Below are 25927 nucleotides of genomic sequence, written 5' to 3' on the forward strand. Positions count from 1 at the left end.
CTCCCGTTTTAAAACCGGCACCGGGCCGGTAAAGACGCGTTACTGCTCTGTCTGGACTTCCGTAATAATGGCATAGAGTTCTTCATCACTCTGCGCAGCACGCAGGCGACGGCAAACCGTTTTATCTGCCAGACGTTTTGCCACCAGTGAAAGGGTGTGCAGGTGTGTTTTGCACTGGTCAGCCGGAACCAGCAATGCAAACAGTAGGTCGACCGGCTGGTTGTCGACGGCATCAAACGCAATCGGCTGCTCGAGGCTGATAAATACCCCAACCGCACGCAGCGTATCCTCTTCCAGCTTGCCGTGAGGAATGGCTATTCCGTTACCAATACCGGTACTGCCCATGCGTTCGCGGGTCAGAATCGCTTCGAAAAGCGTCTGGTGCGGCAGGTTGAGCTGCTTAGCGGCCAGTTCGCTGATGATTTCCAGCGCACGTTTTTTGCTCTGGCAGTGTACGCCGCTGCGGGTGCAGTCTGGCGAAAGCACTGTGCTCAATTCCAGTGTAAGGTCGTTGTTCATTATCGTTTCACTTGCGTGTTCACCAGGCCATTCACCACCAGCGCGCTGATATGTGCGACAAACGGCGCTTGCTCAGATGACAAAACGGGGCGGATTATCCGCCCCATCCTGTCGGCTCTGCGCGGCAGGCGCGCGTAGCTAGCGTGAAGGTTAGTGTTTTTTCAGTTTATCTTTGTGTTTTGTCAGCTGACGGGCCAGTTTATCGATCAGCCCGTCAATTGCCGCATACATATCTTCCGCTTCCGACGTGGCGTGCAGCTCGCCACCGTTCACGTGGAGTGTTGCGTCAGCCACCTGCGTGACTTTCTCAACCTTCAGGACAATATAGACCTGATTGATATGTTCAAAATAGTGTTCCAGTTTGGCAAATTTACCGCTGACGAATTCACGTAAAGGTGGCGTGATTTCAACATGTTGCCCGGTCAGGTTCAGCTGCATAGGTCTTCCTTCTCATTTCTTTCAAACCAGCTGTTTACGCTGGTTCGATGGCGGGATGGATAAAGACTCACGATATTTGGCGACGGTACGCCGTGCCACCATGATCCCCTGATCAGATAACATGGAGGTCAGTTTACTGTCGCTCAAGGGTTTGGCTGGATTTTCCGCCGAAATTAATTTCTTCACCAGAGCACGGATCGCGGTAGAGGAGGCTTCACCGCCACCTTCCGTATTAACGTGGCTGGAGAAAAAGTACTTCAGTTCAAAAATGCCACGCGGGCTGTGCAGATACTTCTGCGTGGTCACACGGGAAATGGTCGATTCGTGCATCTCAACAGCCTGGGCGATATCGGCCAGCACCATCGGACGCATAAATTCTTCACCCTGCTCAAAGAACGCCTGCTGCTGCTCAACAATACAGCGCGTGACTTTAAGCAGCGTGTCATTGCGGCTTTCCAGACTCTTAATCAGCCAGCGCGCTTCCTGCAGATTACTGCGAATGAACTGGCTGTCGCTGTCATTGCGCGTTGCACCGCCCATTGCCGCATAGTGCTGGTTGATTTTCAGACGAGGCACGCTGTCGGCATTGAGCTCAACCGTCCAGCGGTTGCCGACCTTACGCACCAGCACATCGGGGATAACATATTCCGGCTCGCCGGTGTTGATGGACTGACCCGGCCGCGGGTCCAGCGACTGAATCAGCAGCATCGCCTCTTTCAGCACCTCTTCTTTGAGGCGCGTGACGCGCATCAGGCTACGGAAGTCGTGATTGGCCAGCAGGTCGAGATGTTCGCTGACAATCAGGCGTGCTTCAGTCAGCATCGGCGTTTCTGGCGCATACTGGGAGAGCTGAACCAGCAGACAGTCACGCAAATCGCGTGCGCCCACACCGATCGGGTCAAAGCGCTGGATGCGTTTCAGCACCGCCTCAACCTCATCCGCTTCAAGCTCATCATTGCCGATGCTGTCGAGGATCTCCTCAAGCGAGACGGTGAGATATCCGGTGTCATCGATAGCATCGACGATAGAGGTCGCAATCGCGCGGTCGGTATCGCTGAAAGGCGTCAATTCGACCTGCCACATCAGGTAATCCTGCAGTGACTGCGTGGTTTCGCCCTGATAGACCGGCAACTCATCATCCTGATAATCGGTACCGGTGCCGGAAGGGGTGCCAGCGGTGTAGATTTCATCCCAGGTGGCATCCAGCGGCAGCTCATCAGGCATCTCTTTCTGCTCAAGCGCTTCACGGGTATCCAGCGCTTCGGCTTCTGACGATTCCCGGGAGTCAATCTCGTCATGCAGATCGGTCTGCTCAAGCAGGGGATTACTTTCCAGTGCAAGCTGTAACTCCTGCTGGAGTTCAAGCGTGGAGAGTTGCAGCAGACGAATCGCCTGCTGCAATTGTGGAGTCATTGCCAGCTGTTGGCTGAACCTGAGTTGTAAACCTTGCTTCATAGACAGGATGGTAGTTCCCAGGTAAACATCGGTATTAACGACACCTTATCAGAGTCTGAACTCTTCACCCAAATAAACCCGCTTAACCTGCTCATCCGCAAGAATTTCATTGGGTGTACCATGCGCAATCAGGTGGCCCTGGCTGACGATATAGGCCCGCTCACAGACCGCTAACGTTTCGCGCACGTTATGGTCGGTAATCAAAACGCCGAGGCCGCTGTCACGCAGATGCTCAATGATCTTCTTGATGTCGATAACGGAAATAGGGTCAACACCGGCAAAAGGTTCATCCAGCAGAATAAACTTAGGATTGGCAGCCAGCGCGCGGGCAATCTCAACACGACGTCGTTCACCACCCGACAGTGCCTGACCCATGCTGTCACGCAGGTGCTCGATGTGGAACTCTTCCATCAGCTCACGGGCGCGATCCTGGCGTTGCTCTTCGGTGAGGTCATCACGGATCTGCAGTACCGCCATCAGGTTATCGTAGACGCTGAGGCGACGGAAGATCGATGCCTCCTGCGGCAGATAACCGATGCCGCGACGCGCACGCGCATGCAGCGGCAGGATACTGATGTCTTCATCATCAATGACAATGCGGCCAGCGTCACGCGGCACAATGCCCACCACCATGTAAAAGGTGGTGGTTTTACCGGCTCCGTTCGGACCCAGCAGGCCGACAATCTCGCCGGATTTTACCTGCAGGCTGACATCTTCTACCACGCGACGGCCTTTATATGCCTTCGCCAGGTTTTCTGCGATTAATGTGGCCATAGCTATCAGTTACTCTTCTTTCCGCTGTTGGACGAACCTTTATCCTGAAGTTGCGACGGCACCAGTACGGTCGTGACGCGCTTGTTCTGGCCCTGACTGTAAGCCTGCATTTTCTGCTCTTTCACCAGATAGGTAATACGATCGCCTTTGATGTTGCTGTCCTGCTGCTCTATGAACGCATTGCCGGTCAGTTCAACGAAATCGTTGGCCAGTTCGTAGTGCAGTTTAGCGGCATGGCCCTGAACCGGCTTGCCGCTGTCCTGCATCTGATAGAAAGTGGCGGGATTACCGTAGGCGTCAACGATGGTTTTCTTGCTGTCGCCGCCCGGACGGGTCACCACGACTTTATCGGCCGTGATTTTGATAGAGCCCTGCGTCACGATGACATTGCCGGTAAAGGTCGCGACATTGCCCTGCAAATCCAGCGCCTGATTCTGCGAGTCAATATTGACGGGTTTGTCCGAGTCACCGGTCAGGGCCAGCGCCGGAACGCTGGTTGCCAGTAACATGCTGGCCAGTAAAATCTTCAGGCTATTTTTGTTCATTTTGAATTTCATAAGAGGTTTTGACCTTCTCGATTAACTCGGCGTTTTTTGTCCGTAAATTGCCGCGCATTTTCATGCCGGTGGAGTTAAAGCTGCGGCCATACAATGTCACCTGGTCATCAGAGGTAACGTCCTGAGTGACAAGGTTAATCTGTGCATTATCGGTTTTGATCCGCTCAAGCTGGGAATCCTGCGTCAGCGTATTCAGCTCAACATGGCCATACAGATAAAGCATACGATCTTTGGTGAGCTTTGCTTTATCTGCGCGTAACGTCCAGGTAGGAATTTTATTCTCATCAAAGGTGGTCATTACCGGATTGTCGAACCAGCTCAGCTCGTCATCCGAGAAATAGGTCACTTTGTCAGAGACCAGTTTATAGGACAGCGCGCCCTGCGGGTTATACACCACAGTGTGAGAATCATCACTGGTATAGGTCGGCGACTGACTATCCGTCCCGACTGGCGTGCCATCGCCATCCTGGTTGGTAAGATTCCAGCCGATCAAAACCAGTGCAATCAAGGTCAGAATCAGCGTTATCCAACGCCTGCTTTTACTCATACTGATTGCCCTTTGGCATCCTCAAATTTGTTCTGCGCCATTAAGATCAGGTCACATACTTCGCGTACCGCGCCGCGTCCACCCGCAATCCGCGTAACATACTGCGCGCGCGGCAACAGGATCGGATGTGCATCCGCTACCGCCACGCTTAATCCCACTTTCGCCATCACCGGCCAGTCGATCAGGTCGTCACCGATATAGGCGACCTGATCATCAGAGAGAGACAGTTTATCCAGAAGTTCACGATAGGCCAAAAGCTTATCCGATTGTCCCTGATAAAGATGGCGGATGCCGAGCGTTTTGCAGCGATCTTCCATCAGACGGGCATTGCGGCCAGTAATAATAGCCACTTCCACATCGGCGGTCAGCAAACAGCGTACACCGTAACCATCCCGCACGTTGAAGGCTTTCAGCTCTTCACCCTTGTTTCCCATGTAGATCACCCCGTCGGACATGACGCCATCGACGTCGCAGATCAGCAGACGAATGTTGCTGGCGCGCGCCATGACGTCAGCACTGACCGGTCCATAGCAGGTGTCAATCGTGGGCGTTACCTGTTGCATTTTTTTTTCCTGTTCAGACTACGCCAGCGCGCAGCATGTCATGCATATGTACCACACCGAGCAGATGGTCGTCATCGGCCACCAGAATCGAGGTAATGTTTTTGGTCTGCATCAGGTTCAGGGCTTCAACCGCCAGCATATTTGGCCGGACGCGGATGCCACCTGGCGTCATCACTTCCCCGATGGTGGCGCGCTGAAAATCGATGCCCATATCAAAGATGCGGCGCAGGTCACCATCGGTAAAGATACCTTCAATTTTCATCAGACCGTCGACGATAACCGTCAGGCCCAGATTTTTGCGGGTAATCTCCAGCAGCGCATCACGCAGTGAGGCGTCACGGGTGACGTGCGGCAGCTCATCGCCGCTGTGCATGATATCCGCTACATGCAGCAGCAGTTTGCGGCCCAGCGCACCGCCAGGGTGGGAGAGGGCGAAATCTTCCGCCGTGAATCCACGTGCTTCCAGCAGCGAAACCGCCAGCGCATCGCCCATCACCAGTGTGGCTGTGGTACTGGTGGTTGGCGCAAGGCCTAACGGGCAGGCTTCCTGCGGAACATGGACACACAGATGCACATCGGCAACCCGGCCCATCGCGCTGTCAGGCCGTCCTGTCATGCAGATCAGCGCAATGTGCTGACGTTTTAACACCGGAATCAGCGCGAGGATTTCATTCGACTCACCGCTGTTAGAGATGGCAATCACCACATCATTTTTGCTCACCATGCCCAGGTCGCCATGGCTGGCTTCGGCCGGATGAACAAAAAAGGCTGGCGTACCGGTACTGGCAAAGGTCGCCGCCATTTTTTTGCCGATATGACCAGACTTACCCATGCCCATCACGACCACTTTACCCTGACAGGCGTAGATCAGGGCGCAGGCGCGGGCGAAATCGTCATTAATATATTGATCGAGCTGTTCCAGTCCTTCACGCTCGATGCGCAGGACGGTTTTCCCCGCCTGCTGAAAATCAAATGCTGTTGGTTGCTGATATGACATAGTGAGTCTGTCCTTGTTAGCCGTCCATGAATGCCGGCTGCATCCACAGCAGCGTCACCCAGACGAAGAAACCACAGAGTAAAATCAGGCCGGCGATGCGGCCAACGCGTCGGCGACGCAGCAGGCAGAGCAGGGCAAACAGCACGCTGACGCCCAGCATCACCCAGTAATCACGAGCAAAGGCGTGATAGTCGATACTGCCGGGGTGAATCAGCGCCGGCAGGCCCAGCACGATGGCAATATTATAAATGTTGGCACCGATCAGATTGCCGATCGCGATATCATCTTCACCTTTCAGCGCCCCGGCAATCACCGTCGCCAGCTCAGGCAGGCTGGTGCCCACGGCGATGAGCGTCAGGCCCATCACCAGTTCGCTGACGCCAAAGTAGTCGGCAAAGGCGGTGGCATTGTCGATCACCATGCGGGTGGACATCGGTAGAATTATCAGCGCGACGGCCAGCCAGAGAAAGGCCACCGTGTTTCCGCTCTCTTCACGGGGCAGCTCGGCCAGCTGCTCGCGGGTCAGGGTGTCGTTGTTGTCCCGTTCTGCTTTACGCGCAATGCGAATCACCACCATCAGATAAATAGCGGCGATGGCAATCAGGCCAATTCCATCCAGTCGACTAAGCTGATTGTCAAACAGCATGAATCCGCTGAGCAGGGTAACCAGCAACATCAACGGCAGTTCACGGCGTATCAGATTAGAATGGACGCTGAGTGGATGCATTAGCGCAGCGGCACCCAAAATGAGTAAAATGTTGGTAATATTCGAGCCGAGCGCGGTGCCAACTGCCAGATCCATCTGGCCATGCTGGGCCGCGGAAAAGGAGAGGATCATTTCTGGCAGCGAGGTGCCGATGCTGACAACGGTCATGCCAATGATCAGCGGCGGAATGCCAAAGGATCGACACAATATAGAGGCGCTAAACACCAGACGATCGGCACCATATGCCAGTAAAAGCAAACCGATAATCAGCAGTGCAGAAGCTACGAACATGAAAAATCCTTGCGTAAAAACCCGGGCCGGCAATGCCTTTACCGACCGGTTTAAGGTTCTGTTTGGCGAGACAGCCGCTGATTTTGACCGTCTGAACGGCAAAAGTAAATTTAATGACCATTTTCGCCAAATCTTAGCGGTAAGTTTCTGTAAAGCTATCGTGAATCAGGACCGAACAGGCTACCATCGTACCCCATGTTTACGCCCGATCCTTACAAGAGGTAATAATGATCCAGCAGCAAACGAATCTGGTTGAGGTTCGTGGCGTGAGTTTTTCGCGCGGAGATCGCACCATCTTCGACGACATTTCGCTGACCGTGCCGAAAGGCAAAGTGACGGCGATAATGGGACCGTCGGGGATAGGGAAAACCACTCTGCTACGCTTGATTGGGGGGCAACTTCAGCCGACTCGCGGTGACATCTTTTTCCGTGGCGAAAACATTCCGTCATTGTCGCGCGCTAAATTGTATGAAGCGCGCAAGAAGATGAGCATGCTGTTCCAGTCTGGCGCGCTATTTACTGACTTAACGGTCTATGAAAATGTCGCCTGGCCACTGCGTGAACATACCCGTCTTCCCGCACCTATTCTGCACAGCACGGTATTAATGAAGCTGGAAGCCGTGGGGCTGCGTGGCGCAGCTCAACTGAAACCGGCTGAGCTGTCGGGCGGAATGGCGCGTCGTGTGGCGCTGGCGCGCGCGATTGCGCTTGAGCCGGAACTGATCATGTTCGATGAGCCTTTTGTCGGTCAGGATCCCATCACCATGGGTGTGCTGGTCAAACTCATTGATGAACTGAACCATGCTCTGGGCCTGACCTGTATTGTGGTCTCGCACGACGTACCGGAAGTACTGAGTATTGCGGACTATGCCTATATCGTGGCCGGACAAAAAATTATCGCACACGGCACCACGCCGGAACTGCGAGAGAATAATGACCCGCGCGTCCGCCAGTTTATTGATGGCGATGCGGATGGTCCGGTTCCCTTCCGTTTTCCTGCCGGCGACTATCTCGCTGATTTAACCGGCTCAGGGAGTAACTAAACAGATGGTCTTGAAGGCGCTGGCGTCATTCGGTCGTCAGGGAATTGAAACGTGCGCCAGTTTTGGACGCGCAGGATTAATGCTGTTTCACGCGCTGGTAGGAAAACCCGCGTTCCGCAGACACTCGCCGCTACTGATTAAACAGCTCTATAGTGTTGGCGTGTTGTCGTTACTGATTATTGTGGTGTCGGGCCTGTTTATCGGCATGGTACTGGGACTGCAGGGTTATCTGGTACTGACCACTTACGGTGCTGAAACCAGTCTGGGCATGCTGGTGGCGCTGTCGTTGCTGCGTGAGCTGGGGCCGGTCGTGACCGCGCTGCTGTTTGCCGGACGGGCAGGCTCGGCCCTCACGGCTGAAATCGGTCTGATGAAAGCCACTGAACAGCTCTCCAGTATGGAGATGATGGCGGTGGATCCGTTGCGTCGCGTCGTTTCGCCGCGCTTCTGGGCCGGTTTTATCAGTATGCCGCTACTCGCACTGATCTTTACCGCGGTAGGCATTGCTGGCGGTGCCCTGGTTGGCGTGAGCTGGAAGGGAATCGATCCTGGTTTCTTCTGGTCAGCCATGCAGAATGCGGTCGATTTCCGCACCGACGTTGTTAACTGCATCATCAAAAGCGCCGTCTTTGCCGTGACGGTTACCTGGATTGCTCTTTTTAATGGCTATGACGCGATTCCCACTTCTGAAGGGATCAGTCGCGCGACAACGCGTACCGTAGTACATGCTTCACTGGCGGTGCTCGGGTTGGATTTTGTGCTGACAGCACTGATGTTTGGGAATTGATGCAATGCAAAGCAAAAAAAGCGAAATCTGGGTTGGCATTTTTATGATTATGGCGTTGATCGCCGCATTGTTTCTCTGTCTGCGCGTCGCCGATTTAAAGTCGATGGGCACAGAGCCAACATGGAAACTCTACGCCACGTTTGACAATATCGGCGGCCTGAAAGCCAGTTCGCCGGTCAAAATCGGCGGTGTGGTGATTGGCCGGGTAACGGACATTGAGCTTGAACCGAAAACGCTGCTGCCACGTGTCACGATGGAGATCAGCGATCAGTATGCGAATAAAATTTCAGACACCAGCTCGCTGGCGATTCGCACGCAGGGACTGCTGGGTGAGCAGTTCCTGGCGCTCAACTTAGGCTTTGACGATCCTGAACTCGGTTCGGCGATGCTGAAAGATGGCGATACGCTGCGCGATACCAAGTCAGCGATGGTGCTCGAAGACCTGATTGGCCAGTTCCTTTATAAGAGCGGCGATAACAAGCAAAACAGTGACAACAAGGATGCGCAGGAAGGCGACAGTGCTGCGCCTGCGGCACCGGCTCAACCTTAAAGAAGAGGGTATACCATGTTTAAACGTTTACTGATGATTGCCATGCTAGTGGTTGCCGTACCACTGACGGCGACAGCAGCCGATCAGAGCAATCCCTACAAGCTGATGAACGAAGCGGCGGAAAAGACGTTTACCCGTCTTAAAAATGAGCAGCCGAAAATCAAGCAGGACCCAAACTACCTGCGTCAGATTGTGCGTCAGGAGCTGCTGCCCTATGTACAGATCAAATACGCGGGCGCGTTAGTGCTGGGCCGCTACTATCGTGATTCGACCCCGGCGCAGCGTGAAGCCTACTTCAGCGCCTTTGGTGACTATCTGGCACAGGCCTATGGTCAGGCACTGGCACTCTATAACGGTCAGAGCTACCAGATTCAGCCTGAGCAGCCGTTGGGCGATGCCCAGATTGTCGCTATTCGGGTCTCCATCATCGATCCTAATGGCCGCCCACCAGTTCGTCTCGACTTCCAGTGGCGTAAAAACAGCCAGACCGGTAACTGGCAGGCTTATGACATGATCGCCGAAGGCGTCAGCATGATCACCACCAAACAAAATGAGTGGAGCGATCTGTTACGTACTAAAGGTATCGACGGTCTGACAGCGCAACTGAAATCCTCTGCGGCACAGCCAATTACGCTGGATAAACAAAAATAATGCACGAATCGTTACACTGGGAGCGGGAAGCCAGCACGCTATTGCTGAAAGGCGAACTGGATCGCGACACGTTAATGAGCCTGTGGCAGCAACGTGAAACGCTGATTAAAGATGTCGATACCATCGACGTTGCAGCGCTGGAGCGTGTTGACTCTTCCGGTCTCGCCCTGCTGGTGCACCTGCGGGAAATCGCCCGGGCACAGGGCATTACGCCACGCTTTACGGGTATCAGCGACAAACTGCACTCGCTGATTACGCTTTACAATCTGCAACAGATTATTGTTTCTGCGGATAAAAGCGCCTGATTTCCGGTTGTTATCCTAAGCCCCTGTTTTCAACAGGGGCTTTTGCGTATTTAAGAGTCAGCCGCTTTCCTCTACTATGTCAGCCTTATTATTATTAAGTGAAGTTAAGCCCAATGGAAAACAGTGAAATTCAGGCCGTGCTGATGGCCGCATTGCCTTTAGACGAAGTTCATGTGATGAGCAACGATGGCAGCCATTTTCAGGTGATCGCCGTAGGCGAACTGTTTGGCGAACTGAGCCGCGTGAAAAAGCAGCAGGCTGTCTATGCGCCGCTGATGGAATTCATCGCGGATAACCGCATGCATGCTGTCTCTATTAAAACCTATACTCCCGCTGAATGGGCGCGTGACCGTAAACTCAACGGTTTCTGATCCCGCAGCGTAGTGAACTCGCCGTGGGCGAGTCCAATCTTTAGCTAGTTAATTGAGAGCCGTGTTAATGGAAAAATTTCGTGTGCAAGGCCCCACCCGCTTAAGTGGTGAAGTCACCATTTCCGGGGCGAAGAACGCCGCACTTCCTATTCTGTTTGCTGCCCTGCTGGCCGAAGAGCCGGTAGAGATCCAGAATGTGCCAAAGCTGCGCGACATTGATACCACCATGAAGCTGCTGAGCCAGCTGGGTGCGAAGGTGGAACGCAACGGTTCTGTGCATGTCGATGCCAGCGCGGTAGATGTCTTTTGTGCGCCTTACGATCTGGTTAAAACCATGCGTGCCTCAATCTGGGCGCTGGGCCCGCTGGTGGCACGTTTTGGTCAGGGTCAGGTTTCCCTGCCGGGTGGCTGTGCGATTGGCGCGCGTCCGGTTGACCTGCACATCACCGGTCTGGAACAGTTGGGTGCCGAGATCAAGCTGGAAGAGGGCTATGTCAAAGCGTCAGTCAATGGCCGTCTGAAAGGCGCGCTGATTGTCATGGACAAAATCAGCGTTGGCGCAACCGTGACCATCATGAGTGCTGCGACGCTGGCGACCGGTACTACCGTGATTGAAAATGCGGCCCGCGAGCCGGAAATTGTGGATACCGCCAACTTCCTTAACACCCTGGGCGCTAAAATTAGTGGCGCAGGCAGCGATAAAATCACCATCGAAGGCGTAGAGCGCCTGGGTGGCGGTGTTTATACCGTCCTGCCCGATCGTATCGAAACCGGTACCTTCCTGGTGGCTGCCGCGATTTCGGGCGGCAAAGTGATGTGTCACAAAACTCAGCCCGATACGCTGGATGCAGTGCTGGCGAAGCTGCGTGATGCGGGTGCCGATATCGAAACCGGTGAAGACTGGATCAGTCTGGATATGCACGGCAAGCGACCAAAAGCGGTCAACGTGCGCACCGCACCGCATCCGGGGTTCCCGACCGATATGCAGGCGCAGTTCACTCTGTTAAACATGGTTGCGGAAGGCACGGGCGTGATTACCGAAACCATCTTTGAAAACCGTTTCATGCATATCCCGGAACTGATTCGTATGGGTGGACATGCTGAGATTGAGAGCAACACGGCGATCTGTCACGGGGTTGAAACCCTGTCAGGTGCGCAGGTGATGGCGACCGATTTGCGTGCGTCTGCCAGTCTGGTTCTGGCAGGTTGCATTGCAGAAGGAACGACGTTCGTTGATCGCATTTATCACATCGATCGTGGCTATGAGCACATCGAAGATAAGCTGAAAGCGATGGGCGCGAACATCGAGCGCGTCAGCGAAGAGTAATCCTGCAGATGCGCTGAAATAGCCAGCCCCCGCGGGGGCTGGTTTTTTTTCGCCTGAGGATCGCCAGATATCTCAGGTGTTATCCGTCTGGCCGGCAGGCGGCCGGATACGTTTTCTGCGATCCAGCAGGCAGTTTGTATCGGGATCGTAATAGCGGCTGGGCCAGATCTCACTGGGATGAACTTTGATCGCGTCGGCGATCAGCCATTCACCTTTGGGCCATGGACGCGTCAGTGCATTCGCCAGCGTGGATGAACTCAGGCCTGCTGCGCGTGACAGCGCTGCCAGCGTCATACCACGCTTATGCAGTGCCGCGATAATGTCAGCCGGGTGCCAGTCTTCCTTTATTTTTTGCATAACCTGTTCTCCTTTTCCTTGTCATTGCATCATCCAGCGAGACGCTGGCTTTCCTTTTACCATTATCTGGAAATAGTCAGAATTTTATAGCAAATGTTTCCTGTTAATTTCCAGTAATATTTGGATCCCGCGTCTGGTCTGTGTGGTGGCACGCAACAGGAGTGCAATAGCTAAGAGGGAACAAAAAGAAGTGAGAGCAGGGTCGTAAAAACGGAGCCCGGCAGGCTCCGTGAGGGATCAGAAGTCGCGCTGAACAGACATGTGTGCCAGCGACTCCAGCGCGCTGCGCCAGGGGGATTCAGGCAGGATCCGCAAGGCTTCAATCGCTTTATCCGCTTCCTGTTCCGCGCGACTGCGCGTCCATTCCAGCGAACCACACTGATTCATCGCTTCCAGCACTGGCTCCAGCAGATGGCGGCCATTTCCCTGCTCAATGGCTTCACGGATCATCTTCGCCTGTTCAGGCGAGCCGTGCTGCATGGCATGCAGCAGCGGCAGCGTCGGTTTGCCTTCGCTCAGGTCATCGCCGGTATTTTTACCCAGCGTCTCGCCGTCAGCACTGTAATCCAGCAAATCGTCAATTAACTGGAAAGCGGTACCCAGATAGCGCCCATAATCCTGCAGCGCTTTTTCCTCTTCAGGCGTCGCTTCAGCCAGTATCGCCGAGGCCTGTGAGGCCGCTTCAAACAGGCGCGCGGTCTTACTGTAAATCACACGCATGTAGCTCTCTTCGGTGATGTCCGGGTCGTTGACGTTCATTAGCTGCAGGACTTCGCCTTCAGCAATCACGTTTACCGCCTCTGACATCAGCGCCAGGATACGCAGCGACCCCATGCTGGTCATCATCTGGAAGGCGCGGGTGTAAATAAAATCACCGACCAGCACGCTTGCCGCATTGCCAAACGCCGCGTTCGCGGTCGCTTTGCCACGACGCATATCGGATTCATCCACGACATCGTCATGCAGCAGCGTGGCGGTGTGGATAAATTCGATCAGCGCCGCATTGGTCACGTGCAGGTCGCCCTTGTAGCCCATGGCACGTGCAGATAGCACGGCAATCATGGGACGGATACGCTTGCCCCCGCCACTGATGATGTAGTAGCCCAACTGGTTGATGAGCGAGACATCCGAATTCAGCTGGTCGAGGATGGTCTGGTTAACGGCAGCCATATCCTGTGCGGTTAATTCATTAATCTGTTCTAAGTTCATTCGTCTTTTCAGCTATGACTCGTTATCTCTGCCATGGTAAGTGGTTTACCCAGCCAGCGTTCAGGTAATCTGTTACTGATTGTACTTGAATTTTGTGCCTGAGAAACGGTTGCATTCAGCCTGTGTTTTTTTTCTGCAAGAGTGTGCAAAGTGCTCTTGTCTTCTTCTGGAGTTTTGCGTAGAATTCGCGCCCTATTGTGAATATTTAGCGCGCCGCCTGATGAACTAAAAGGCAAGCGCAGAAGCGGAGTTTTATATGTACGCGGTTTTCCAAAGTGGTGGTAAACAACACCGAGTAAGCGAAGGTCAGACCGTTCGCCTGGAAAAGCTGGACATCGCAACCGGTGAAACGATTGAGTTTGACCAGGTTCTGATGATTGCTAATGGCGAAGACGTGAAAATCGGCGCGCCACTGGTTTCAGGCGGAATGATCAAGGCAGAAGTTGTTGCTCACGGTCGTGGCGAGAAAATTAAGATTGTTAAGTTTCGTCGTCGTAAGCACTACCGTAAGCAAGCAGGCCATCGCCAGTGGTTCACTGATGTGAAAATCACTGGTATCACGGCGTAAGAGGAGATCTGACAAATGGCACATAAAAAGGCTGGTGGTTCGACTCGAAATGGTCGTGACTCCAATGCAAAACGTCTGGGTGTAAAACGTTTCGGTGGCGAATCTGTTCTGGCAGGTAGCATCATCGTTCGTCAGCGTGGCACCAAATTCCACGCCGGTACCAATGTAGGTTGTGGTCGTGACCACACCCTGTTTGCTACCGCAGACGGTAAAGTACAGTTCGAAGTTAAAGGTCCGAACAACCGTAAATACATCAGCATCGTTGCTGAGTAAGGTTGTCGTGACGCAGACGTCTGACGTCTGAACGCACGAATTGAAGGCCCCGCAGCTCCTGCGGGGCTTTTTACATTCTGCGGTCTGTCGCGGTAAAAGCGACGCATCACAAAAGTTTGCTGTACACTTTGTGTACGCACTGGCGAAAGCCAATCCTGATTTATCCGCCGCTGGTCAGCGCAGAAGACCCTGGCGGACCCGTCTGCAGAGTGCTGCAGGCGATTGTGTGACGGAGATTTAAAAATGAAGTTTGTTGATGAAGCGACAATTCTGGTCGTCGCCGGTGATGGCGGTAATGGTTGCGTCAGCTTCCGCCGCGAAAAATATATCCCGAGAGGCGGCCCTGATGGGGGTGATGGTGGTGACGGCGGTGACGTTTATCTGATCGCTGATGAAAACCTTAATACCCTTATCGATTATCGTTTCGAAAAATCGTTCCGCGCCGAACGTGGGCAGAACGGCCAGAGCCGCGACTGTACCGGTAAACGCGGTAAGGATATCGAAGTTAAAGTGCCGGTCGGCACCCGGGTTATCGACCAGGGTACCGGTGAGACACTCGGCGACATGACGCGCCACGGTCAGAAATTGATGGTCGGTAAAGGCGGCTGGCATGGCCTGGGCAACACCCGTTTCAAATCGTCAGTGAACCGCAGTCCTCGCCAGAAAACCATGGGTACCCCAGGTGAAAAGCGTGACCTGCAGCTGGAGCTGATGCTGCTGGCGGACGTCGGGATGCTGGGCTTACCGAATGCCGGTAAATCGACCTTTATTCGTGCCGTCTCGGCAGCCAAACCTAAAGTAGCGGACTATCCGTTTACCACCCTGGTGCCAAGCCTGGGCGTGGTGCGTATGGACAGCGAGCAGAGCTTCGTCGTGGCCGATATTCCGGGTCTGATTGAAGGCGCAGCAGAGGGCGCAGGCCTCGGCATTCGCTTCCTGAAGCATCTGGAACGCTGCCGCGTATTGCTTCACCTGATCGACATCGACCCCATTGATGAAAGCGATCCGGTTGAAAATGCCCGTATCATCCTCGGCGAGCTGGAAAAATACAGCGAGAAGCTGTTCAACAAACCACGCTGGCTGGTCTTCAACAAAATTGATCTGATCAGTGAAGAAGAAGCGCAGTCACGGGCGAAAGCGGTTGCTGAAGCGCTGGGCTGGAAAGATAAGTATTACCTGATCTCTGCCGCAAGCCAGACCGGCGTCAAAGAACTCTGCTGGGACGTGATGAGCTTCATCAACGCTAACCCGAAAGAAGCGGAGCTTGAAGAGAAGCAGCCGGAGAAAGTGGAATTCATGTGGGATGATTACCACAAAGAAACCATTGAAAACACGGTCGAAGTGGAAGATGAAGAGTGGGATGACGACTGGGATGATGAAGACGACGAAGGCGTTGAAATTATCTATCAGCGTTAACAGAACGCCTGCTACAGCGTAATATGTGATGCCCTCTTTCAGTATGAAAGAGGGCATCGTTCTTTCTGCCGCTAGCTCATGACCGCTACGCTCAGTCGCGCACTGCAGCACAGCTGATCCCGACTGTTCCGAATCTCAATCTGCCAGCTCTGACTGCGTTTACCCAGATGCAATGGACGGCAGGTCCCCCGTACCCGTCCCGCTGACACCGCGCGATGATGGCTGGCGTTAACTTCAACACCGACCACGCTGCTGCCTTCTTCAACCGCCATATACCCGGCAATTGAGCCCATCGACTCCGCCAGTACCACGGAGGCGCCACCATGCAGCAACCCGAACGGCTGCTGCGTCCGGGCATCGACCGGCATCGTCGCTTCCAGATAATCATCACCTATCGCGGTAAAAACGATCCCCAGATGCGCCACCAGTGAGTGCTCACCCAGCGCGTTCAGTGCAGGAAGATCAAGGGATCGTTTCCAGATCGCAGTCATCATCAGGCTCCCAGGGTTGCGCCGCCATCGACCACAATATCCTGCAGCGTCACATGGCTGGCAAGATCCGACGCGAGAAACAGAACGGTGGCCGCAATTTCCTGCGGCTGCGCGATCTTGCCCAGCGGAATACCCAGCTTAAACTGATCCGGGAAGCCCGCAATCATCTCCTGCTCGCCGGTCGGTGTGTGCCACAGGCTGCGCTGCATATCGGTGTCAGTGGAGCCAGGCGAAACAATATTACAGCGCACACCGTAAGGCGCCATTTCCAGACCCACGGTCATACAGAGGCTGCGCAGCGCGGCTTTTGACGCACCATAAGCGGACATGCCAATACGCGGTGCATGCGCTGAATTCGATGCGACAGTAACGATGGCACCGGCGCGCTGTTCGCGAAAGCGCGGCAGTGTCTGCTGGAACAGATTAAACGCACCGCCCGCATTGACGTTAAGACAGGACTGCCAGTCAGCAAATGAGAGTGCATCGGTGGCACCAGTACGCAGAATACCGGCTGCGTTGACCAGCACATCGATGCGCGGCTGGGCGGCCAGCACCCGCTGACACACGGATTTTACCTGCGCCGGATCGGCTACATCCATAATGTGACAGGAAAACGGATAGTCATGACCCTGGAACCGCAGATCAAAGGCCTCTACCTGCGCGCCCGTCTGGTGAAAGGCCAGCGCTGTGTGGTAGCCAATGCCCTGACCGGCACCGGTCACCCAGACGATTTTACCGCTGAAATCGGATAGATGGCTCATTCAGCAGGCTCCCGCGACAGCAGCGCCCACCAGCCGTCGATGCTAGGATTTCTGGCCAGGCTGACAAAATCAATGTCACGATGTACCTGACGCCAGCGTGCCGCCAGCGCCATCACACGTACCGAATCCAGCCCGTAGTCGATCAGGTTTTCATCATCGTCCGGCACCTCATCATCTTCCAGCAGCGGCAGGATCAGCATGCGCAGTTCGTCTTTGCTGAGCGGTACAGGCATCAGATCGGCGGTCATCACCACTTTTCCGCTGCGACCCGCGGTGTAGGTCAGCGCCATCATATGTTCCTCACGGCTGAAGTCAGCCAGCGCATCGGCCACCATAAACGGCTGGATATTACGCATAAACGCATCCGTGGCGGTGGTCAGGCAGCCGATATGGGCATAGACGCCGGTAATAATCAGCTGATCGCGGCCCATCTCCTGCAGGATCGCCTCCAGCGGCGATCGGTGAAACGCACTGTAGCGCCACTTGGTCAGGACCTGATCGTGCTCATCCGGTGCCAGCGCCTCCACGATCTTCTGCTGATCGGGATGTTTATTCAGGCCGGGTCCCCACATATCATTGAGCAGCGCACGATCTTCATCGCTCTGCGCGTTAGGCTGAGCGGTGTAAAACACCGGAATGCCCTGCGCTTTGCAGTAGCGTCGCAGGCGGACAATATTGTCAACGACCTGCTCAACCAGCGGGCTGTTATCGCCCCAGAAGTTAAGGAAATAGCGCTGCATATCGTGGATCAGCAGGGCAGCACGGCCCGGCTCCAGCGTCCATTTCACCTTGTTGTTCGGCAACTCAGTGGCGTCAGGTAGCGGATAAGAGGTCAGTTGTGGAATAGCCATTAAGATTCTCCGGACAGATCAGGCTTGCGCACGCTGATCGGCAAGTTGTTGGCGCAGACGTTTTTTGTCTACCTTGCCGACCGCGGTCAGCGGCAGGGCATCTACGCAGGTAATACGGTCGGGCAGCTTAAATTCGGCGACGCCCAGTTCACGCAGGTGACGACGCAGCGCCACCGGTTTCACCGGCTGACGGGTGACAATAAACGCACAGCTCTTTTCACCCATCAGTTCGTCGCTCATAGAGACCAGCGCCGCGTGGATCACATCCGCATGGCGCTGCAGCAGGTTTTCAATCTCTTCAGCTGCGATCTTTTCGCCGCCCCGGTTGATCTGATCTTTCTCACGACCCTGCACAATGATGTTGCCAGCGGGGGTGATCTCAACCAGATCGCCAGAGCAGTAAAAGCCCTGGTCATCAAAGCTGGCGGCGTTATGTTCCGGGCTGTTGTAGTAGCCACGGAACGTATAAGGACCGCGTGTCATCAGGCGCCCAATGGCACCGACCGGCAGCGGATGCCCCTGTTCGTCTGCGACCCACACCTCGTCATCCGGTGAGATCGGACGGCCCTGCGTGGTGAGAATGGTCTGTTCATCGTCATCCAGCCGGGTGTAGTTCACCAGACCCTCCGCCATCCCAAACACCTGCTGAAGGGTACAGCCCATCTCGTTCTGGATGCGCGCAGCCAGCGTTTCACCCAGCTTTGCGCCACCGACCTGAATACGTTGCAGTGAGGCCAGCGCGGCATTGCTGCCCCATTCCTGAATCGCCTGCAGCCAGAGACTGGCCGCGGGTGGAACCAGGCCGGTATCAGTAACCTGATGTTTTTCAATCAGCGGGAAACAGAGGGTCGCGCTGGGATCGGCCGCTAAGATCACCTGGCCGCCCGCGTAAAAGACGCCCAGCGCGCCCGGAGAACTCATCGGGAAATTATGTGCAGCGGGCAGAGCAATCAGGTAACGGGTATCTGCGTTGACCCCGCAGATCACGTCACTTTCCCGGATGCTGTAGTAGTAATCATTGTGGGTACGCGGGATCAGCTTCGGAGTGCCGGTACTGCCGCCCGACAGCTGGAAAAAAGCGACGTCATCGCCTGCGGTCGGGGTTGCCCTGAAGTCACCTGCGGGTTCTGCCAGCAGGGCGTCGAGACTGTTTTCCGCATGAGCGTCATTACGCAGGATCACCTGCTGCAGTGAATGCTGTTCCCGGCGAAGCTGCGTGATAAAGGCGTCATCGGTGAACAGGGGATGGCTGCGATCGGCAATCAACAGGCACGGCGCGATCTGACTGGCATAGGCGACCAGTTCGGTACGTTGATGGCTGAAAAGAGCGTTAACCGGGGCGACGCCGATTTTGAACAGCGCAAACAGCGTCAGATAAAATTCCGCCACGTTGCCAAGCTGCACCAGCGCCGTATCACCGGGTTTCAGGCCACGATGCTGCAGGGCCGCTGCCAGATTGTCACTCAGTGAGGCCATCTGGCGATAGGTAAATTGCCGGTCGCCATCAATCACCGCCACGCATTCGCTGTCGCGGTGACGTTCCAGGATGTCGGTCATCGGCAGATCCAGCCAGTACCCTTTTTCACGGTAACGTGCAGCCAGATCGTCCGGCCAGCGGCTGTAAGAAATCGTCATACAGGTTCCTTTAGTGCAATCCAAAAGCGCGAAGCATGGTGTCGAGTTTGACGCCGGTTTCGCGCCACTCGGATTCAGGTTGTGAGTCCGCCACGATGCCCGCACCAGCAAACAGCCGGACCCGCGGACCATTCACCGTGCCGCAGCGGATGGTTACGACCCATTCGCCGTTGCCCTGATCGTCACACCAGCCGACGATGCCGCCAAACAGCTGACGCTCAAACGGTTCAAGTTGCTGAATCAGCGCCTGAGCACGCTGATGCGGAAAGCCGCTGAGCGCCGGTGTCGGATGCAGCAGGCAGGCCAGTGACAGCGCATTTTCGCGGTCGTCCAGCACTTCGCCCCGAATCTGCGTAGCGAGGTGCCACAGTGTCGGGGTGGTCAGCAGGGAAGGGATTTCCGGGACTGACAGCAGGCGACTGCGCGGCTGCAGCGTCATGCGCATCGCGTCCGTCACCAGTTTATGTTCATGCCGGTCTTTAGCTGACCGCATCAGGCTGTCACCTGAGGCCTGGTCACGCTGTGGATCGCTGTTGCGCGGCGCTGAACCGGCCAGCGGACAGGAGCTGAACTGACGGCCCTGCTTACGGATCATCAGTTCAGGGCTGGCACCCACCAGCGCGCCGCCATCAGGCAGCGGCAGATGAAAATGATAGCTGTCAGGGTTCTGCGCCAGGATGCGCTGCATCAGGGCGGCCGTATCGACCGGCTGTTCCGCCACGATCTCCATCAGCCGCGACAGCACCACTTTATCCGGATCGCCGCGCTGCGTGGCCGCTACGGCCTGCGCAACCATGTCAGTGAAGGTGGCGTGATCCGGCAGCGCCGTACGGCGACGAACTTTTGGCAGATTGCTTTCAGCCAATGAGGCGTGGGCTTTCAGATCGTCACGTTGAAAGGTCTGATACGACTCAGGGATAAACAGTGCAGCGGGCTGATCCACATCGAACGGGATCGCACCCACCAGAATGGGATGGGCTATGCCCTGTTTTCTGGCCGAGGCAAAATGATGCTGCAGTTGTTGCTGAAACTCTCCGGTCAGCTGCTCACCCTGGTTTACCGGAGCAGTGAGTGTCGTAAAACAGCCCTGAGTCGTCAGGCTTCGCCAGGGTGAAGTAAACAGGAAGCCACGGCAGAGTGCCGGAAAATCCTGCAGCAGGGGATGTTCAAATGCCAGTGATTCCACCATAATTTCACCTATAAATGATAAGATAACTAATAATGATTATCATTTGTATTATGGTGCAGTAACCTACGTCGAATAGCCGAAGGTGTCAATAAATACGCGGTGATTCAGCTGGTTTTGTTGGTTAAATCAGCACAAGTTGTCGCCCGGATTACCAGAGAGAAATAGGATGAAAACAAATGACTAAACAGGGAGTAACGTCGGCATTAGCGCTGTTTTTGCTGAGTATCACTCTGTTCAGCGTGACCGCTGTTGCACAGACCGGCTGGCCGCGCACCTTCGCGGGGGCAAAAGGTCAGGTCACCCTGGCTCAGGCACCGACCCGCATTGTCTCGACCAGTGTCACCCTGACTGGCTCGCTGCTGGCGATTGATGCGCCAGTAGTTGCCAGTGGTGCAACCGCACCCGGCAGCCGGCTGGCTGATGAGCAGGGATTCTTCCGGCAGTGGGGGCGTGTGGCGAAACAGCGTGGCGTAAAGCGGCTCTATATTGGTGAACCCAATGCGGAAGCGATCGCTGCGGAAGCGCCAGACCTGATTGTGGTCAGCGCCACCGGTAATGATTCAGCGATCAAACTGGCCGATCAGCTCTCGGCGATTGCACCGGTACTGGTCGTTAACTATGACGATAAAAGCTGGCAGCAGCTGGTGACGCTGCTGGGTGAGGCGACCGGGCATGAGGCGGATGCCGCTGCCCGGATAAGCGAGTTCGACGCGCGTGAAAAGGCGCTGAAGGCAAAGCTGACCCTGCCTCCGCAGCCGGTTTCTGCAATGGTGTGGAACGGAGATGGCCGGGCTGTGAATCTCTGGACGGAGGCATCGGCACAGGGGAAGTTACTGCAGGAGCTGGGCTTCACGCTGGCAACGCCACCGGCGACGCTTCAGTCTGCTCACAGCATGGGACAGCGTAAAGATATTCTTCAGCTGTCAGGCGAAAATCTGGCGGAAGGCCTGAATGGACAGACTTATCTGCTGTTTGCCGCCGAAGATAACACGGCTGCGCAGGTAATGAGCAATGCTTTTCTGGCGCAGACCCCAGCGGTGCGCGCTAAAGCGGTCTATGCGCTGGGGCTGGATAGCTTTCGTCTCGACTACTACAGCGCCAGTCATTTACTGACGCGGCTGGAAGCGCTGTTCGTGAAATCATGATGTGGCATCGTCGGAGGCAGGCCGTTGATAGCGTCGCAGGCGGGCCATCAGCAGCCACATGATGAGACCCAGCACGGTGGCTGCCAGGCCAGAGAGGGCGGCGGCCTGCTGCGGCAACAGCAGTGAACCCATCGCGCCAATTATTGCTGCACCTATCGCATCGCCGGTGACATTCTGCGCTGTCCAGAGGCTGTTGATCCTGCCAAGCAGCGCATCGGGCGTCAGCGTCTGAATCATCGCGTACTGCACCAGGCTGCTGATGGCACTGAAATAACCAAAGGCTACGAGGCAGATCAGACTCAGGCTGAACCACGGCATCAGGCTGAACAGAGCCAGTGCGACGAATGCCGCGATGGCACTGACCAGAATCAGGCGGCCCGGCTGTGGCGACTGTGCCAGCCGTCCGCTGGTCAGCGCGCCTGTCGCAGCACCCAACGGCACGGCGGCGTACATCAGTCCCAGCGCCGTCAGACCGACCTGCCAGTGAGGGGCCAGCGCCGGATAGAGCACACGCACCGCGCTGGCTAGCGTTACCAGCGCGCCAGTCAGCGCCGCCATACCTACAATTGGCGTATCGAACAGGAAGCGGACGCCGCTGCTTAGTGCCTTTATGGGATGTTCACGCGGCTGCGGCGGTGGCGCAAGCGGCGGCAATCGCAACAGGGTTAACACCGTCAGCAGCGTGCCGAACGCGGCCAGCCCGTAGTTCCACGCCACACCGCCCTGAGCAATCACCATACCCGCAATCGCGGGTGACAGAATCGCGCCAAAGCGCACCGTCAGCATAGTAATGGCACCCGCCTTCATCAGATTCTCACGCCCGACCAGCGCCGGCGTGGCCGCCAGCAGCGCCGTGACGCCTATCGCGCCGAAAAAACCATCCCAGAGTCCCAGCACGAAGACGGCGATGACCGACGGTGAAGGGAGCAGGGCATTAATGCACAACGCGGCAAAGCCCAGGCCACAGGTGGATCGGGCAAACAGGATCAGGCGACGACGCTCATAGCGATCGGCCAGCACGCCGCCGGTCAGCAGACCGATAAACATACCGGCTCCTGCCAGCGTCACCGCCAGTCCTACCAGCAATGGTGATTGCGTCAGTTGCTGAATCTGAACCGGGACCGCCACCGCCAGCATGCCGAGAGCGACAATCGAGATAAAGCGGGCGATAAACAGGGCGCGAAAGGCGGGATGGGTTCTCAGCAGAGTGAGATCGATAAAATGGGAGGGTTTGTTCATAGCGTCGCTTTTTAGCACCCATTTTCCTCATTATTGAATCTGAGAGTCATGGTAACATACAAAAAATAGTTAATAACGATAACAAGTATCATTATCATAAACACTCGCAATTGCGAGCCATGTTGAATTCGTGAAGGTTTAAACGTTATGCGTCAACTCCGTGCAATAGCCGGTTCAGGGATGCTGCTATTGTTGCTTATTGCGCTCAGCCTGATGCTGGGAGCCAGACCTGTACCCTTTCATGATGTCACACATGCCTTACTCTCCGACTGCAGCCGCATCGATTGCGTGATCGTGCGCGATGCCCGGCTGCCGCGAACCCTTGCGGGACTGCTGGCCGGGATCAGTTTAGGTCTGGCGGGCGCACTGATGCAGAGCCTGACGCGCAATCCCCTGGCCGATCCAGGCATTCTTGGTGTGAATGCCGGAGCGGGTTTTGCGGTGGTGCTTGGCATCGCCCTCTCTGGCGCCGATTCTCCTGCGGAATGGCTGGGTTTTGCTTTTACGGGTGCACTGCTGGCGTCGCTGCTGGTGGCCATGACGGGTGCGATCGGCGGCGGCCGCGTGAATCCGCTGCGTCTGACGCTGGCAGGCGTGGCGCTGGGTGCGGTGCTGGAGGGTTTAACATCTGGCCTGTCGCTGCTTAATCCCGATATTTACGATCATCTGCGTTTCTGGCACAGCGGCTCGCTGGATATCCGCAATTTCGCCATTCTGCGCACTGTCTTTCCGGCGGTCGTAGCCGGGAGCCTGCTGGCGTTGCTGCTGGCACGTTCGCTCAACAGCCTGAGTATGGGCGGAGATATGGCAACCGCGCTGGGCACCCGTGTGATGCGTACTCAACTGGTGGGATTGCTGGCGATTGCACTGCTGAGCGGTGCGGCGACGGCGGCAGTCGGCCCCATCGCCTTTGTCGGGTTAATGACACCGCATCTGGCCCGCTGGCTGCTGGGCAACGATCATCGCTGGATGCTGCCGGGAACCCTGGTGATCACTCCCTGTCTGCTGCTGGCGGCCGATATTCTGGGACGGCTGCTGGTGCCGGGTGAACTGCGCGTGTCAATTGTCACGGCCATTCTCGGTGCGCCGATGCTGATTGTGCTGGTGCGCCGTAAGCTGGGAAGAGGGCAGATATGACACGGACGATGATCAATGCGCTGCTGCTGATGGCCTGCGGGGCGCTGGCTTTTCTGGGCGTCACGCGCGGCACCTTACCGATCTCCGCCAGCCAGTTATGGGCACTTCTCAACGGCGAGGCAGCGCGCAATGTTCAGCTGATTGTACTGGAGTGGCGTCTGCCGCGCGTCATGATGGCGCTGCTGATTGGTGCGGCGCTGGGCGTCAGCGGGGCGATTTTCCAGTCGCTGCTGCGCAACCCGCTGGGCAGTCCCGATATTCTGGGTTTCAACACTGGCGCTTACAGCGGTGTGCTGGTGGCGCTGGTGCTGTTCCAGCAAAACATGGAAGGGATGACGCTGGCGGCGCTGGCAGGCGGGCTGCTCACTGCAGGTGTGGTCTGGCTGTTCAGCTGGCGCAACGGCGTGGAGACCTTCCGGCTGATTATTGTGGGCATCAGCGTGCGGGCACTGCTGATGGCGCTAAACAGCTGGCTGATTATCAGTGCTTCACTGGAGGCGGCACTGAGTGCCGGGCTCTGGAGCGCCGGTTCACTTAACGGCATTACCTGGGCAAAAACCATGCCGGTGATCACCGTGCTGCTGCTGGCGCTGCTGGCAACAGGCATGCTGGCCCGCCGCATGCGACTGCTGGAGATGGGTGACGACACGGCCTGCGCGCTGGGCGTTCCGGTTGAGCGCAGCCGCATCATGCTGATGCTGACGGGCGTTATCCTCACCGCCGCCTCGACGGCGCTGGCCGGTCCGATCTCTTTTATTGCGTTGCTGGCACCGCAGATTGCGCGGCGGCTCAGTGGTGGTACTAAAGGCGCGCTGCCGCTGGCTGCCTTGTGTGGCGCGCTGCTGTTAATCGCCGCGGATTACGCCGCGCAGCACTTTTTCCTGCCTTATCAGCTGCCGGTTGGCGTGATCACGGTCAGTCTGGGCGGCCTCTATCTGATTGCGCTACTGGTGCGGGAGGCACGACGTCAATGAAAGTGACAACACGTTTGCAGGGTGACGCGCTGACGCTGGGCTATGACAAAGAAATCGTGGCGGAGAATCTCTCTGTCGCGATCCCTGACGGTGAGCTGACCGTGATCATCGGTCCCAACGCCTGCGGAAAATCGACGCTGCTGCGTACCTTAAGCCGCCTGGTCTCGCCGCTACAGGGCGAGGTGCTGCTGGATGGCAATACGATTGCTCACTACGCTACCAAAGAGGTGGCACGCCGGCTGGGGCTGCTGCCGCAAAGCTCGAACGCGCCTGCGGGTATCAGCGTCAGCGAACTGGTGGCGCGCGGGCGTTATCCGCACCAGTCGCTGTTCGGGCGCTGGCGACAGGAAGATGAGGCAGCGGTGCAGCAGGCCATGCAGGCCACCGGCGTGGCCGGTTTAGCGCAGCAGCAGGTTGATACGCTCTCTGGCGGTCAGCGGCAGCGGGTGTGGATTGCGATGGTGCTGGCTCAGCAGACACCGCTATTGCTGCTGGATGAACCGACCACCTGGCTGGATATCGCCCATCAGATTGAACTGCTGGAATTAATGCAGGATCTCAATCAGCAGCATGGCCGAACGCTGGTGGTGGTGCTGCACGATCTTAATCAGGCGTGCCGCTACGCCAGCCACCTGATAGCGATGCGCGACGGGAAAATCGTTGCCGAAGGGAAACCGGCGGAGATTGTGACGCCGGAACTGATAGAAGCGATCTACGGCCTGCGCTGCATCATCATTAACGATCCCGTGGCCGGTACGCCGATGATTGTGCCGCTGGGCAGAGGCTGACCCGCGCTTTCTC

General features: G+C 56.1%; 32 protein-coding genes. 15 read left to right on the forward strand and 17 right to left on the reverse strand.

Going from position 1 to position 25927, the window contains the following annotated elements; all coding sequences use genetic code 11:
• Positions 1-39 precede the first annotated feature (39 nt).
• The 9 genes from ptsN to AC6I8E_RS01915 all read right to left on the reverse strand — a co-directional run bounded on the left by ptsN (position 40) and on the right by AC6I8E_RS01915 (position 6847).
• The gene (gene ptsN / locus AC6I8E_RS01875) at positions 40-519 is read right to left on the reverse strand and encodes a PTS IIA-like nitrogen regulatory protein PtsN (protein ID WP_013359876.1); all 480 of its coding nucleotides are present in this window, start codon (positions 517-519) and stop codon (positions 40-42) included.
• A 150-nt stretch (positions 520-669) separates the two neighbouring features.
• Complete coding sequence (gene hpf / locus AC6I8E_RS01880; RefSeq protein WP_013359877.1) at positions 670-957, reverse strand: ribosome hibernation promoting factor; 288 nt, start codon at positions 955-957, stop codon at positions 670-672.
• Between the two features lie 21 nt (positions 958-978).
• The gene (gene rpoN, locus AC6I8E_RS01885; protein ID WP_033731275.1) at positions 979-2412 is read right to left on the reverse strand and encodes an RNA polymerase factor sigma-54; all 1434 of its coding nucleotides are present in this window, start codon (positions 2410-2412) and stop codon (positions 979-981) included.
• A gap of 48 nt (positions 2413-2460) precedes the next feature.
• Positions 2461-3186, reverse strand: coding sequence for an LPS export ABC transporter ATP-binding protein (gene lptB / locus AC6I8E_RS01890; protein WP_009092467.1), 726 nt, complete (start codon positions 3184-3186; stop codon positions 2461-2463).
• A gap of 5 nt (positions 3187-3191) precedes the next feature.
• Positions 3192-3743, reverse strand: a complete 552-nt coding sequence (gene lptA, locus AC6I8E_RS01895) for a lipopolysaccharide ABC transporter substrate-binding protein LptA (RefSeq protein ID WP_013359879.1) — start codon at positions 3741-3743, stop codon at positions 3192-3194.
• On the reverse strand, positions 3718-4290 hold the full coding sequence (lptC, locus tag AC6I8E_RS01900; protein WP_013359880.1) for an LPS export ABC transporter periplasmic protein LptC: 573 nt from the start codon (positions 4288-4290) through the stop codon (positions 3718-3720). Before lptC ends, lptA begins: the two co-directional genes overlap by 26 nt.
• Positions 4287-4853: a 3-deoxy-manno-octulosonate-8-phosphatase KdsC gene (gene kdsC, locus AC6I8E_RS01905; protein WP_013359881.1), complete on the reverse strand. Its 567-nt coding sequence runs from the start codon at positions 4851-4853 to the stop codon at positions 4287-4289. The genes lptC and kdsC overlap by 4 nt, the downstream gene beginning before the upstream one ends.
• Positions 4854-4866: 13 nt before the next feature.
• A complete protein-coding gene (kdsD, locus tag AC6I8E_RS01910; RefSeq protein WP_013359882.1) occupies positions 4867-5850 on the reverse strand; it encodes an arabinose-5-phosphate isomerase KdsD in 984 nt (327 codons plus the stop codon).
• 16 nt (positions 5851-5866) lie between these two features.
• Positions 5867-6847, reverse strand: coding sequence for a calcium/sodium antiporter (locus tag AC6I8E_RS01915; RefSeq protein WP_033731280.1), 981 nt, complete (start codon positions 6845-6847; stop codon positions 5867-5869).
• Here AC6I8E_RS01915 and AC6I8E_RS01920 point away from each other — a divergent pair.
• The 8 genes from AC6I8E_RS01920 (at position 6846) to murA (ending at position 11881) form a co-directional block, all read left to right on the forward strand.
• A complete protein-coding gene (locus AC6I8E_RS01920; protein ID WP_148707093.1) occupies positions 6846-7103 on the forward strand; it encodes a hypothetical protein in 258 nt (85 codons plus the stop codon). The genes AC6I8E_RS01915 and AC6I8E_RS01920 overlap by 2 nt on opposite strands.
• Positions 7075-7890 (forward strand): phospholipid ABC transporter ATP-binding protein MlaF, encoded by an 816-nt coding sequence (mlaF, locus tag AC6I8E_RS01925; RefSeq protein ID WP_095706325.1) that lies wholly within the window; start codon positions 7075-7077, stop codon positions 7888-7890. Before AC6I8E_RS01920 ends, mlaF begins: the two co-directional genes overlap by 29 nt.
• A gap of 4 nt (positions 7891-7894) precedes the next feature.
• Entirely contained in the window at positions 7895-8677 is a 783-nt protein-coding gene (mlaE, locus tag AC6I8E_RS01930; protein ID WP_033731283.1) for a lipid asymmetry maintenance ABC transporter permease subunit MlaE, read from the forward strand.
• Positions 8678-8681: 4 nt separating this feature from the next.
• The gene (gene mlaD / locus AC6I8E_RS01935; protein ID WP_033731989.1) at positions 8682-9227 is read left to right on the forward strand and encodes an outer membrane lipid asymmetry maintenance protein MlaD; all 546 of its coding nucleotides are present in this window, start codon (positions 8682-8684) and stop codon (positions 9225-9227) included.
• A gap of 15 nt (positions 9228-9242) precedes the next feature.
• Positions 9243-9878, forward strand: coding sequence for a phospholipid-binding protein MlaC (mlaC, locus tag AC6I8E_RS01940; protein ID WP_033731285.1), 636 nt, complete (start codon positions 9243-9245; stop codon positions 9876-9878).
• A complete protein-coding gene (gene mlaB / locus AC6I8E_RS01945) occupies positions 9878-10183 on the forward strand; it encodes a lipid asymmetry maintenance protein MlaB (protein ID WP_147789307.1) in 306 nt (101 codons plus the stop codon). The genes mlaC and mlaB overlap by 1 nt, the downstream gene beginning before the upstream one ends.
• 113 nt (positions 10184-10296) lie before the next feature.
• Positions 10297-10554, forward strand: a complete 258-nt coding sequence (gene ibaG / locus AC6I8E_RS01950; protein ID WP_003851098.1) for a BolA family iron metabolism protein IbaG — start codon at positions 10297-10299, stop codon at positions 10552-10554.
• A gap of 67 nt (positions 10555-10621) precedes the next feature.
• Complete coding sequence (gene murA, locus AC6I8E_RS01955) at positions 10622-11881, forward strand: UDP-N-acetylglucosamine 1-carboxyvinyltransferase (RefSeq protein WP_013359888.1); 1260 nt, start codon at positions 10622-10624, stop codon at positions 11879-11881.
• Positions 11882-11953: 72 nt separating this feature from the next.
• Here the strand turns inward: murA and AC6I8E_RS01960 are convergent, their stop codons facing one another.
• Together AC6I8E_RS01960 and ispB are read right to left on the reverse strand one after the other, a co-directional pair.
• Positions 11954-12238: a helix-turn-helix domain-containing protein gene (locus AC6I8E_RS01960; protein WP_013359889.1), complete on the reverse strand. Its 285-nt coding sequence runs from the start codon at positions 12236-12238 to the stop codon at positions 11954-11956.
• A gap of 237 nt (positions 12239-12475) precedes the next feature.
• Positions 12476-13447 carry an octaprenyl diphosphate synthase gene (ispB, locus tag AC6I8E_RS01965; protein WP_008925415.1) on the reverse strand — a complete coding sequence of 324 codons (972 nt, stop codon included), beginning with the start codon at positions 13445-13447 and terminating at the stop codon, positions 12476-12478.
• Between the two features lie 256 nt (positions 13448-13703).
• Between ispB and rplU the strand changes: the two genes are divergently transcribed.
• The 3 genes from rplU to cgtA all read left to right on the forward strand — a co-directional run bounded on the left by rplU (position 13704) and on the right by cgtA (position 15704).
• The gene (gene rplU / locus AC6I8E_RS01970) at positions 13704-14015 is read left to right on the forward strand and encodes a 50S ribosomal protein L21 (protein WP_008925416.1); all 312 of its coding nucleotides are present in this window, start codon (positions 13704-13706) and stop codon (positions 14013-14015) included.
• 15 nt (positions 14016-14030) lie between these two features.
• On the forward strand, positions 14031-14288 hold the full coding sequence (rpmA, locus tag AC6I8E_RS01975) for a 50S ribosomal protein L27 (protein ID WP_003851093.1): 258 nt from the start codon (positions 14031-14033) through the stop codon (positions 14286-14288).
• Positions 14289-14531: 243 nt separating this feature from the next.
• Positions 14532-15704, forward strand: a complete 1173-nt coding sequence (gene cgtA / locus AC6I8E_RS01980) for an Obg family GTPase CgtA (protein WP_033781631.1) — start codon at positions 14532-14534, stop codon at positions 15702-15704.
• Between the two features lie 71 nt (positions 15705-15775).
• Here cgtA and AC6I8E_RS01985 read toward each other — a convergent pair whose 3' ends face one another.
• From AC6I8E_RS01985 to AC6I8E_RS02005, 5 genes are read right to left on the reverse strand one after another with little or no spacing between them, the layout of a single operon-like run.
• Positions 15776-16195, reverse strand: coding sequence for a hotdog fold thioesterase (locus tag AC6I8E_RS01985; protein WP_033731990.1), 420 nt, complete (start codon positions 16193-16195; stop codon positions 15776-15778).
• Positions 16196-16197: 2 nt separating this feature from the next.
• On the reverse strand, positions 16198-16956 hold the full coding sequence (gene dhbA / locus AC6I8E_RS01990) for a 2,3-dihydro-2,3-dihydroxybenzoate dehydrogenase (protein ID WP_195857432.1): 759 nt from the start codon (positions 16954-16956) through the stop codon (positions 16198-16200).
• Positions 16953-17807, reverse strand: a complete 855-nt coding sequence (locus AC6I8E_RS01995) for an isochorismatase family protein (protein ID WP_033781634.1) — start codon at positions 17805-17807, stop codon at positions 16953-16955. The genes dhbA and AC6I8E_RS01995 overlap by 4 nt, the downstream gene beginning before the upstream one ends.
• 18 nt (positions 17808-17825) lie before the next feature.
• Positions 17826-19442 (reverse strand): (2,3-dihydroxybenzoyl)adenylate synthase, encoded by a 1617-nt coding sequence (locus AC6I8E_RS02000; RefSeq protein WP_497824357.1) that lies wholly within the window; start codon positions 19440-19442, stop codon positions 17826-17828.
• 10 nt (positions 19443-19452) lie between these two features.
• The gene (locus tag AC6I8E_RS02005; protein ID WP_107319265.1) at positions 19453-20631 is read right to left on the reverse strand and encodes an isochorismate synthase; all 1179 of its coding nucleotides are present in this window, start codon (positions 20629-20631) and stop codon (positions 19453-19455) included.
• 176 nt (positions 20632-20807) lie between these two features.
• Here AC6I8E_RS02005 and fepB point away from each other — a divergent pair, with 176 nt between their 5' ends.
• Positions 20808-21776: a Fe2+-enterobactin ABC transporter substrate-binding protein gene (gene fepB, locus AC6I8E_RS02010; RefSeq protein WP_033781638.1), complete on the forward strand. Its 969-nt coding sequence runs from the start codon at positions 20808-20810 to the stop codon at positions 21774-21776.
• Here the strand turns inward: fepB and entS are convergent.
• Positions 21771-23015 carry an enterobactin transporter EntS gene (entS, locus tag AC6I8E_RS02015; RefSeq protein ID WP_033781640.1) on the reverse strand — a complete coding sequence of 415 codons (1245 nt, stop codon included), beginning with the start codon at positions 23013-23015 and terminating at the stop codon, positions 21771-21773. The two genes, fepB and entS, sit on opposite strands and share 6 nt — an antisense overlap.
• A gap of 147 nt (positions 23016-23162) precedes the next feature.
• On the opposite strand from entS, the gene fepD reads away from it, so the two are divergent.
• From fepD to AC6I8E_RS02030, 3 genes are read left to right on the forward strand one after another with little or no spacing between them, the layout of a single operon-like run.
• Positions 23163-24152 carry a Fe(3+)-siderophore ABC transporter permease gene (gene fepD, locus AC6I8E_RS02020; RefSeq protein WP_013359898.1) on the forward strand — a complete coding sequence of 330 codons (990 nt, stop codon included), beginning with the start codon at positions 23163-23165 and terminating at the stop codon, positions 24150-24152.
• Entirely contained in the window at positions 24149-25126 is a 978-nt protein-coding gene (fepG, locus tag AC6I8E_RS02025; RefSeq protein WP_013359899.1) for an iron-enterobactin ABC transporter permease, read from the forward strand. The genes fepD and fepG overlap by 4 nt, the downstream gene beginning before the upstream one ends.
• A complete protein-coding gene (locus tag AC6I8E_RS02030; RefSeq protein WP_370422370.1) occupies positions 25123-25914 on the forward strand; it encodes an ATP-binding cassette domain-containing protein in 792 nt (263 codons plus the stop codon). Before fepG ends, AC6I8E_RS02030 begins: the two co-directional genes overlap by 4 nt.
• Positions 25915-25927 lie beyond the last annotated feature (13 nt).

The sequence above is a fragment of the Pantoea sp. X-Soil-YNGN-785 genome, from assembly GCF_059730585.1.

Bases quoted from the DNA above. Each gene is read 5' to 3' on its own strand.
- ptsN (WP_013359876.1), bottom strand. From the start codon at position 519: ATGAACAACGACCTTACACTGGAATTGAGCACAGTGCTTTCGCCAGAC.
- hpf (WP_013359877.1), bottom strand. From the start codon at position 957: ATGCAGCTGAACCTGACCGGGCAACATGTTGAAATCACGCCACCTTTA.
- rpoN (WP_033731275.1), bottom strand. From the start codon at position 2,412: ATGAAGCAAGGTTTACAACTCAGGTTCAGCCAACAGCTGGCAATGACT.
- lptB (WP_009092467.1), bottom strand. From the start codon at position 3,186: ATGGCCACATTAATCGCAGAAAACCTGGCGAAGGCATATAAAGGCCGT.
- lptA (WP_013359879.1), bottom strand. From the start codon at position 3,743: ATGAAATTCAAAATGAACAAAAATAGCCTGAAGATTTTACTGGCCAGC.
- lptC (WP_013359880.1), bottom strand. From the start codon at position 4,290: ATGAGTAAAAGCAGGCGTTGGATAACGCTGATTCTGACCTTGATTGCA.
- kdsC (WP_013359881.1), bottom strand. From the start codon at position 4,853: ATGCAACAGGTAACGCCCACGATTGACACCTGCTATGGACCGGTCAGT.
- kdsD (WP_013359882.1), bottom strand. From the start codon at position 5,850: ATGTCATATCAGCAACCAACAGCATTTGATTTTCAGCAGGCGGGGAAA.
- AC6I8E_RS01920 (WP_148707093.1), top strand. From the start codon at position 6,846: ATGAAAAATCCTTGCGTAAAAACCCGGGCCGGCAATGCCTTTACCGAC.
- AC6I8E_RS01915 (WP_033731280.1), bottom strand. From the start codon at position 6,847: ATGTTCGTAGCTTCTGCACTGCTGATTATCGGTTTGCTTTTACTGGCA.
- mlaF (WP_095706325.1), top strand. From the start codon at position 7,075: ATGATCCAGCAGCAAACGAATCTGGTTGAGGTTCGTGGCGTGAGTTTT.
- mlaE (WP_033731283.1), top strand. From the start codon at position 7,895: ATGGTCTTGAAGGCGCTGGCGTCATTCGGTCGTCAGGGAATTGAAACG.
- mlaD (WP_033731989.1), top strand. From the start codon at position 8,682: ATGCAAAGCAAAAAAAGCGAAATCTGGGTTGGCATTTTTATGATTATG.
- mlaC (WP_033731285.1), top strand. From the start codon at position 9,243: ATGTTTAAACGTTTACTGATGATTGCCATGCTAGTGGTTGCCGTACCA.
- mlaB (WP_147789307.1), top strand. From the start codon at position 9,878: ATGCACGAATCGTTACACTGGGAGCGGGAAGCCAGCACGCTATTGCTG.
- ibaG (WP_003851098.1), top strand. From the start codon at position 10,297: ATGGAAAACAGTGAAATTCAGGCCGTGCTGATGGCCGCATTGCCTTTA.
- murA (WP_013359888.1), top strand. From the start codon at position 10,622: ATGGAAAAATTTCGTGTGCAAGGCCCCACCCGCTTAAGTGGTGAAGTC.
- AC6I8E_RS01960 (WP_013359889.1), bottom strand. From the start codon at position 12,238: ATGCAAAAAATAAAGGAAGACTGGCACCCGGCTGACATTATCGCGGCA.
- ispB (WP_008925415.1), bottom strand. From the start codon at position 13,447: ATGAACTTAGAACAGATTAATGAATTAACCGCACAGGATATGGCTGCC.
- rplU (WP_008925416.1), top strand. From the start codon at position 13,704: ATGTACGCGGTTTTCCAAAGTGGTGGTAAACAACACCGAGTAAGCGAA.
- rpmA (WP_003851093.1), top strand. From the start codon at position 14,031: ATGGCACATAAAAAGGCTGGTGGTTCGACTCGAAATGGTCGTGACTCC.
- cgtA (WP_033781631.1), top strand. From the start codon at position 14,532: ATGAAGTTTGTTGATGAAGCGACAATTCTGGTCGTCGCCGGTGATGGC.
- AC6I8E_RS01985 (WP_033731990.1), bottom strand. From the start codon at position 16,195: ATGACTGCGATCTGGAAACGATCCCTTGATCTTCCTGCACTGAACGCG.
- dhbA (WP_195857432.1), bottom strand. From the start codon at position 16,956: ATGAGCCATCTATCCGATTTCAGCGGTAAAATCGTCTGGGTGACCGGT.
- AC6I8E_RS01995 (WP_033781634.1), bottom strand. From the start codon at position 17,807: ATGGCTATTCCACAACTGACCTCTTATCCGCTACCTGACGCCACTGAG.
- AC6I8E_RS02000 (WP_497824357.1), bottom strand. From the start codon at position 19,442: ATGACGATTTCTTACAGCCGCTGGCCGGACGATCTGGCTGCACGTTAC.
- AC6I8E_RS02005 (WP_107319265.1), bottom strand. From the start codon at position 20,631: ATGGTGGAATCACTGGCATTTGAACATCCCCTGCTGCAGGATTTTCCG.
- fepB (WP_033781638.1), top strand. From the start codon at position 20,808: ATGACTAAACAGGGAGTAACGTCGGCATTAGCGCTGTTTTTGCTGAGT.
- entS (WP_033781640.1), bottom strand. From the start codon at position 23,015: ATGAACAAACCCTCCCATTTTATCGATCTCACTCTGCTGAGAACCCAT.
- fepD (WP_013359898.1), top strand. From the start codon at position 23,163: ATGCGTCAACTCCGTGCAATAGCCGGTTCAGGGATGCTGCTATTGTTG.
- fepG (WP_013359899.1), top strand. From the start codon at position 24,149: ATGACACGGACGATGATCAATGCGCTGCTGCTGATGGCCTGCGGGGCG.
- AC6I8E_RS02030 (WP_370422370.1), top strand. From the start codon at position 25,123: ATGAAAGTGACAACACGTTTGCAGGGTGACGCGCTGACGCTGGGCTAT.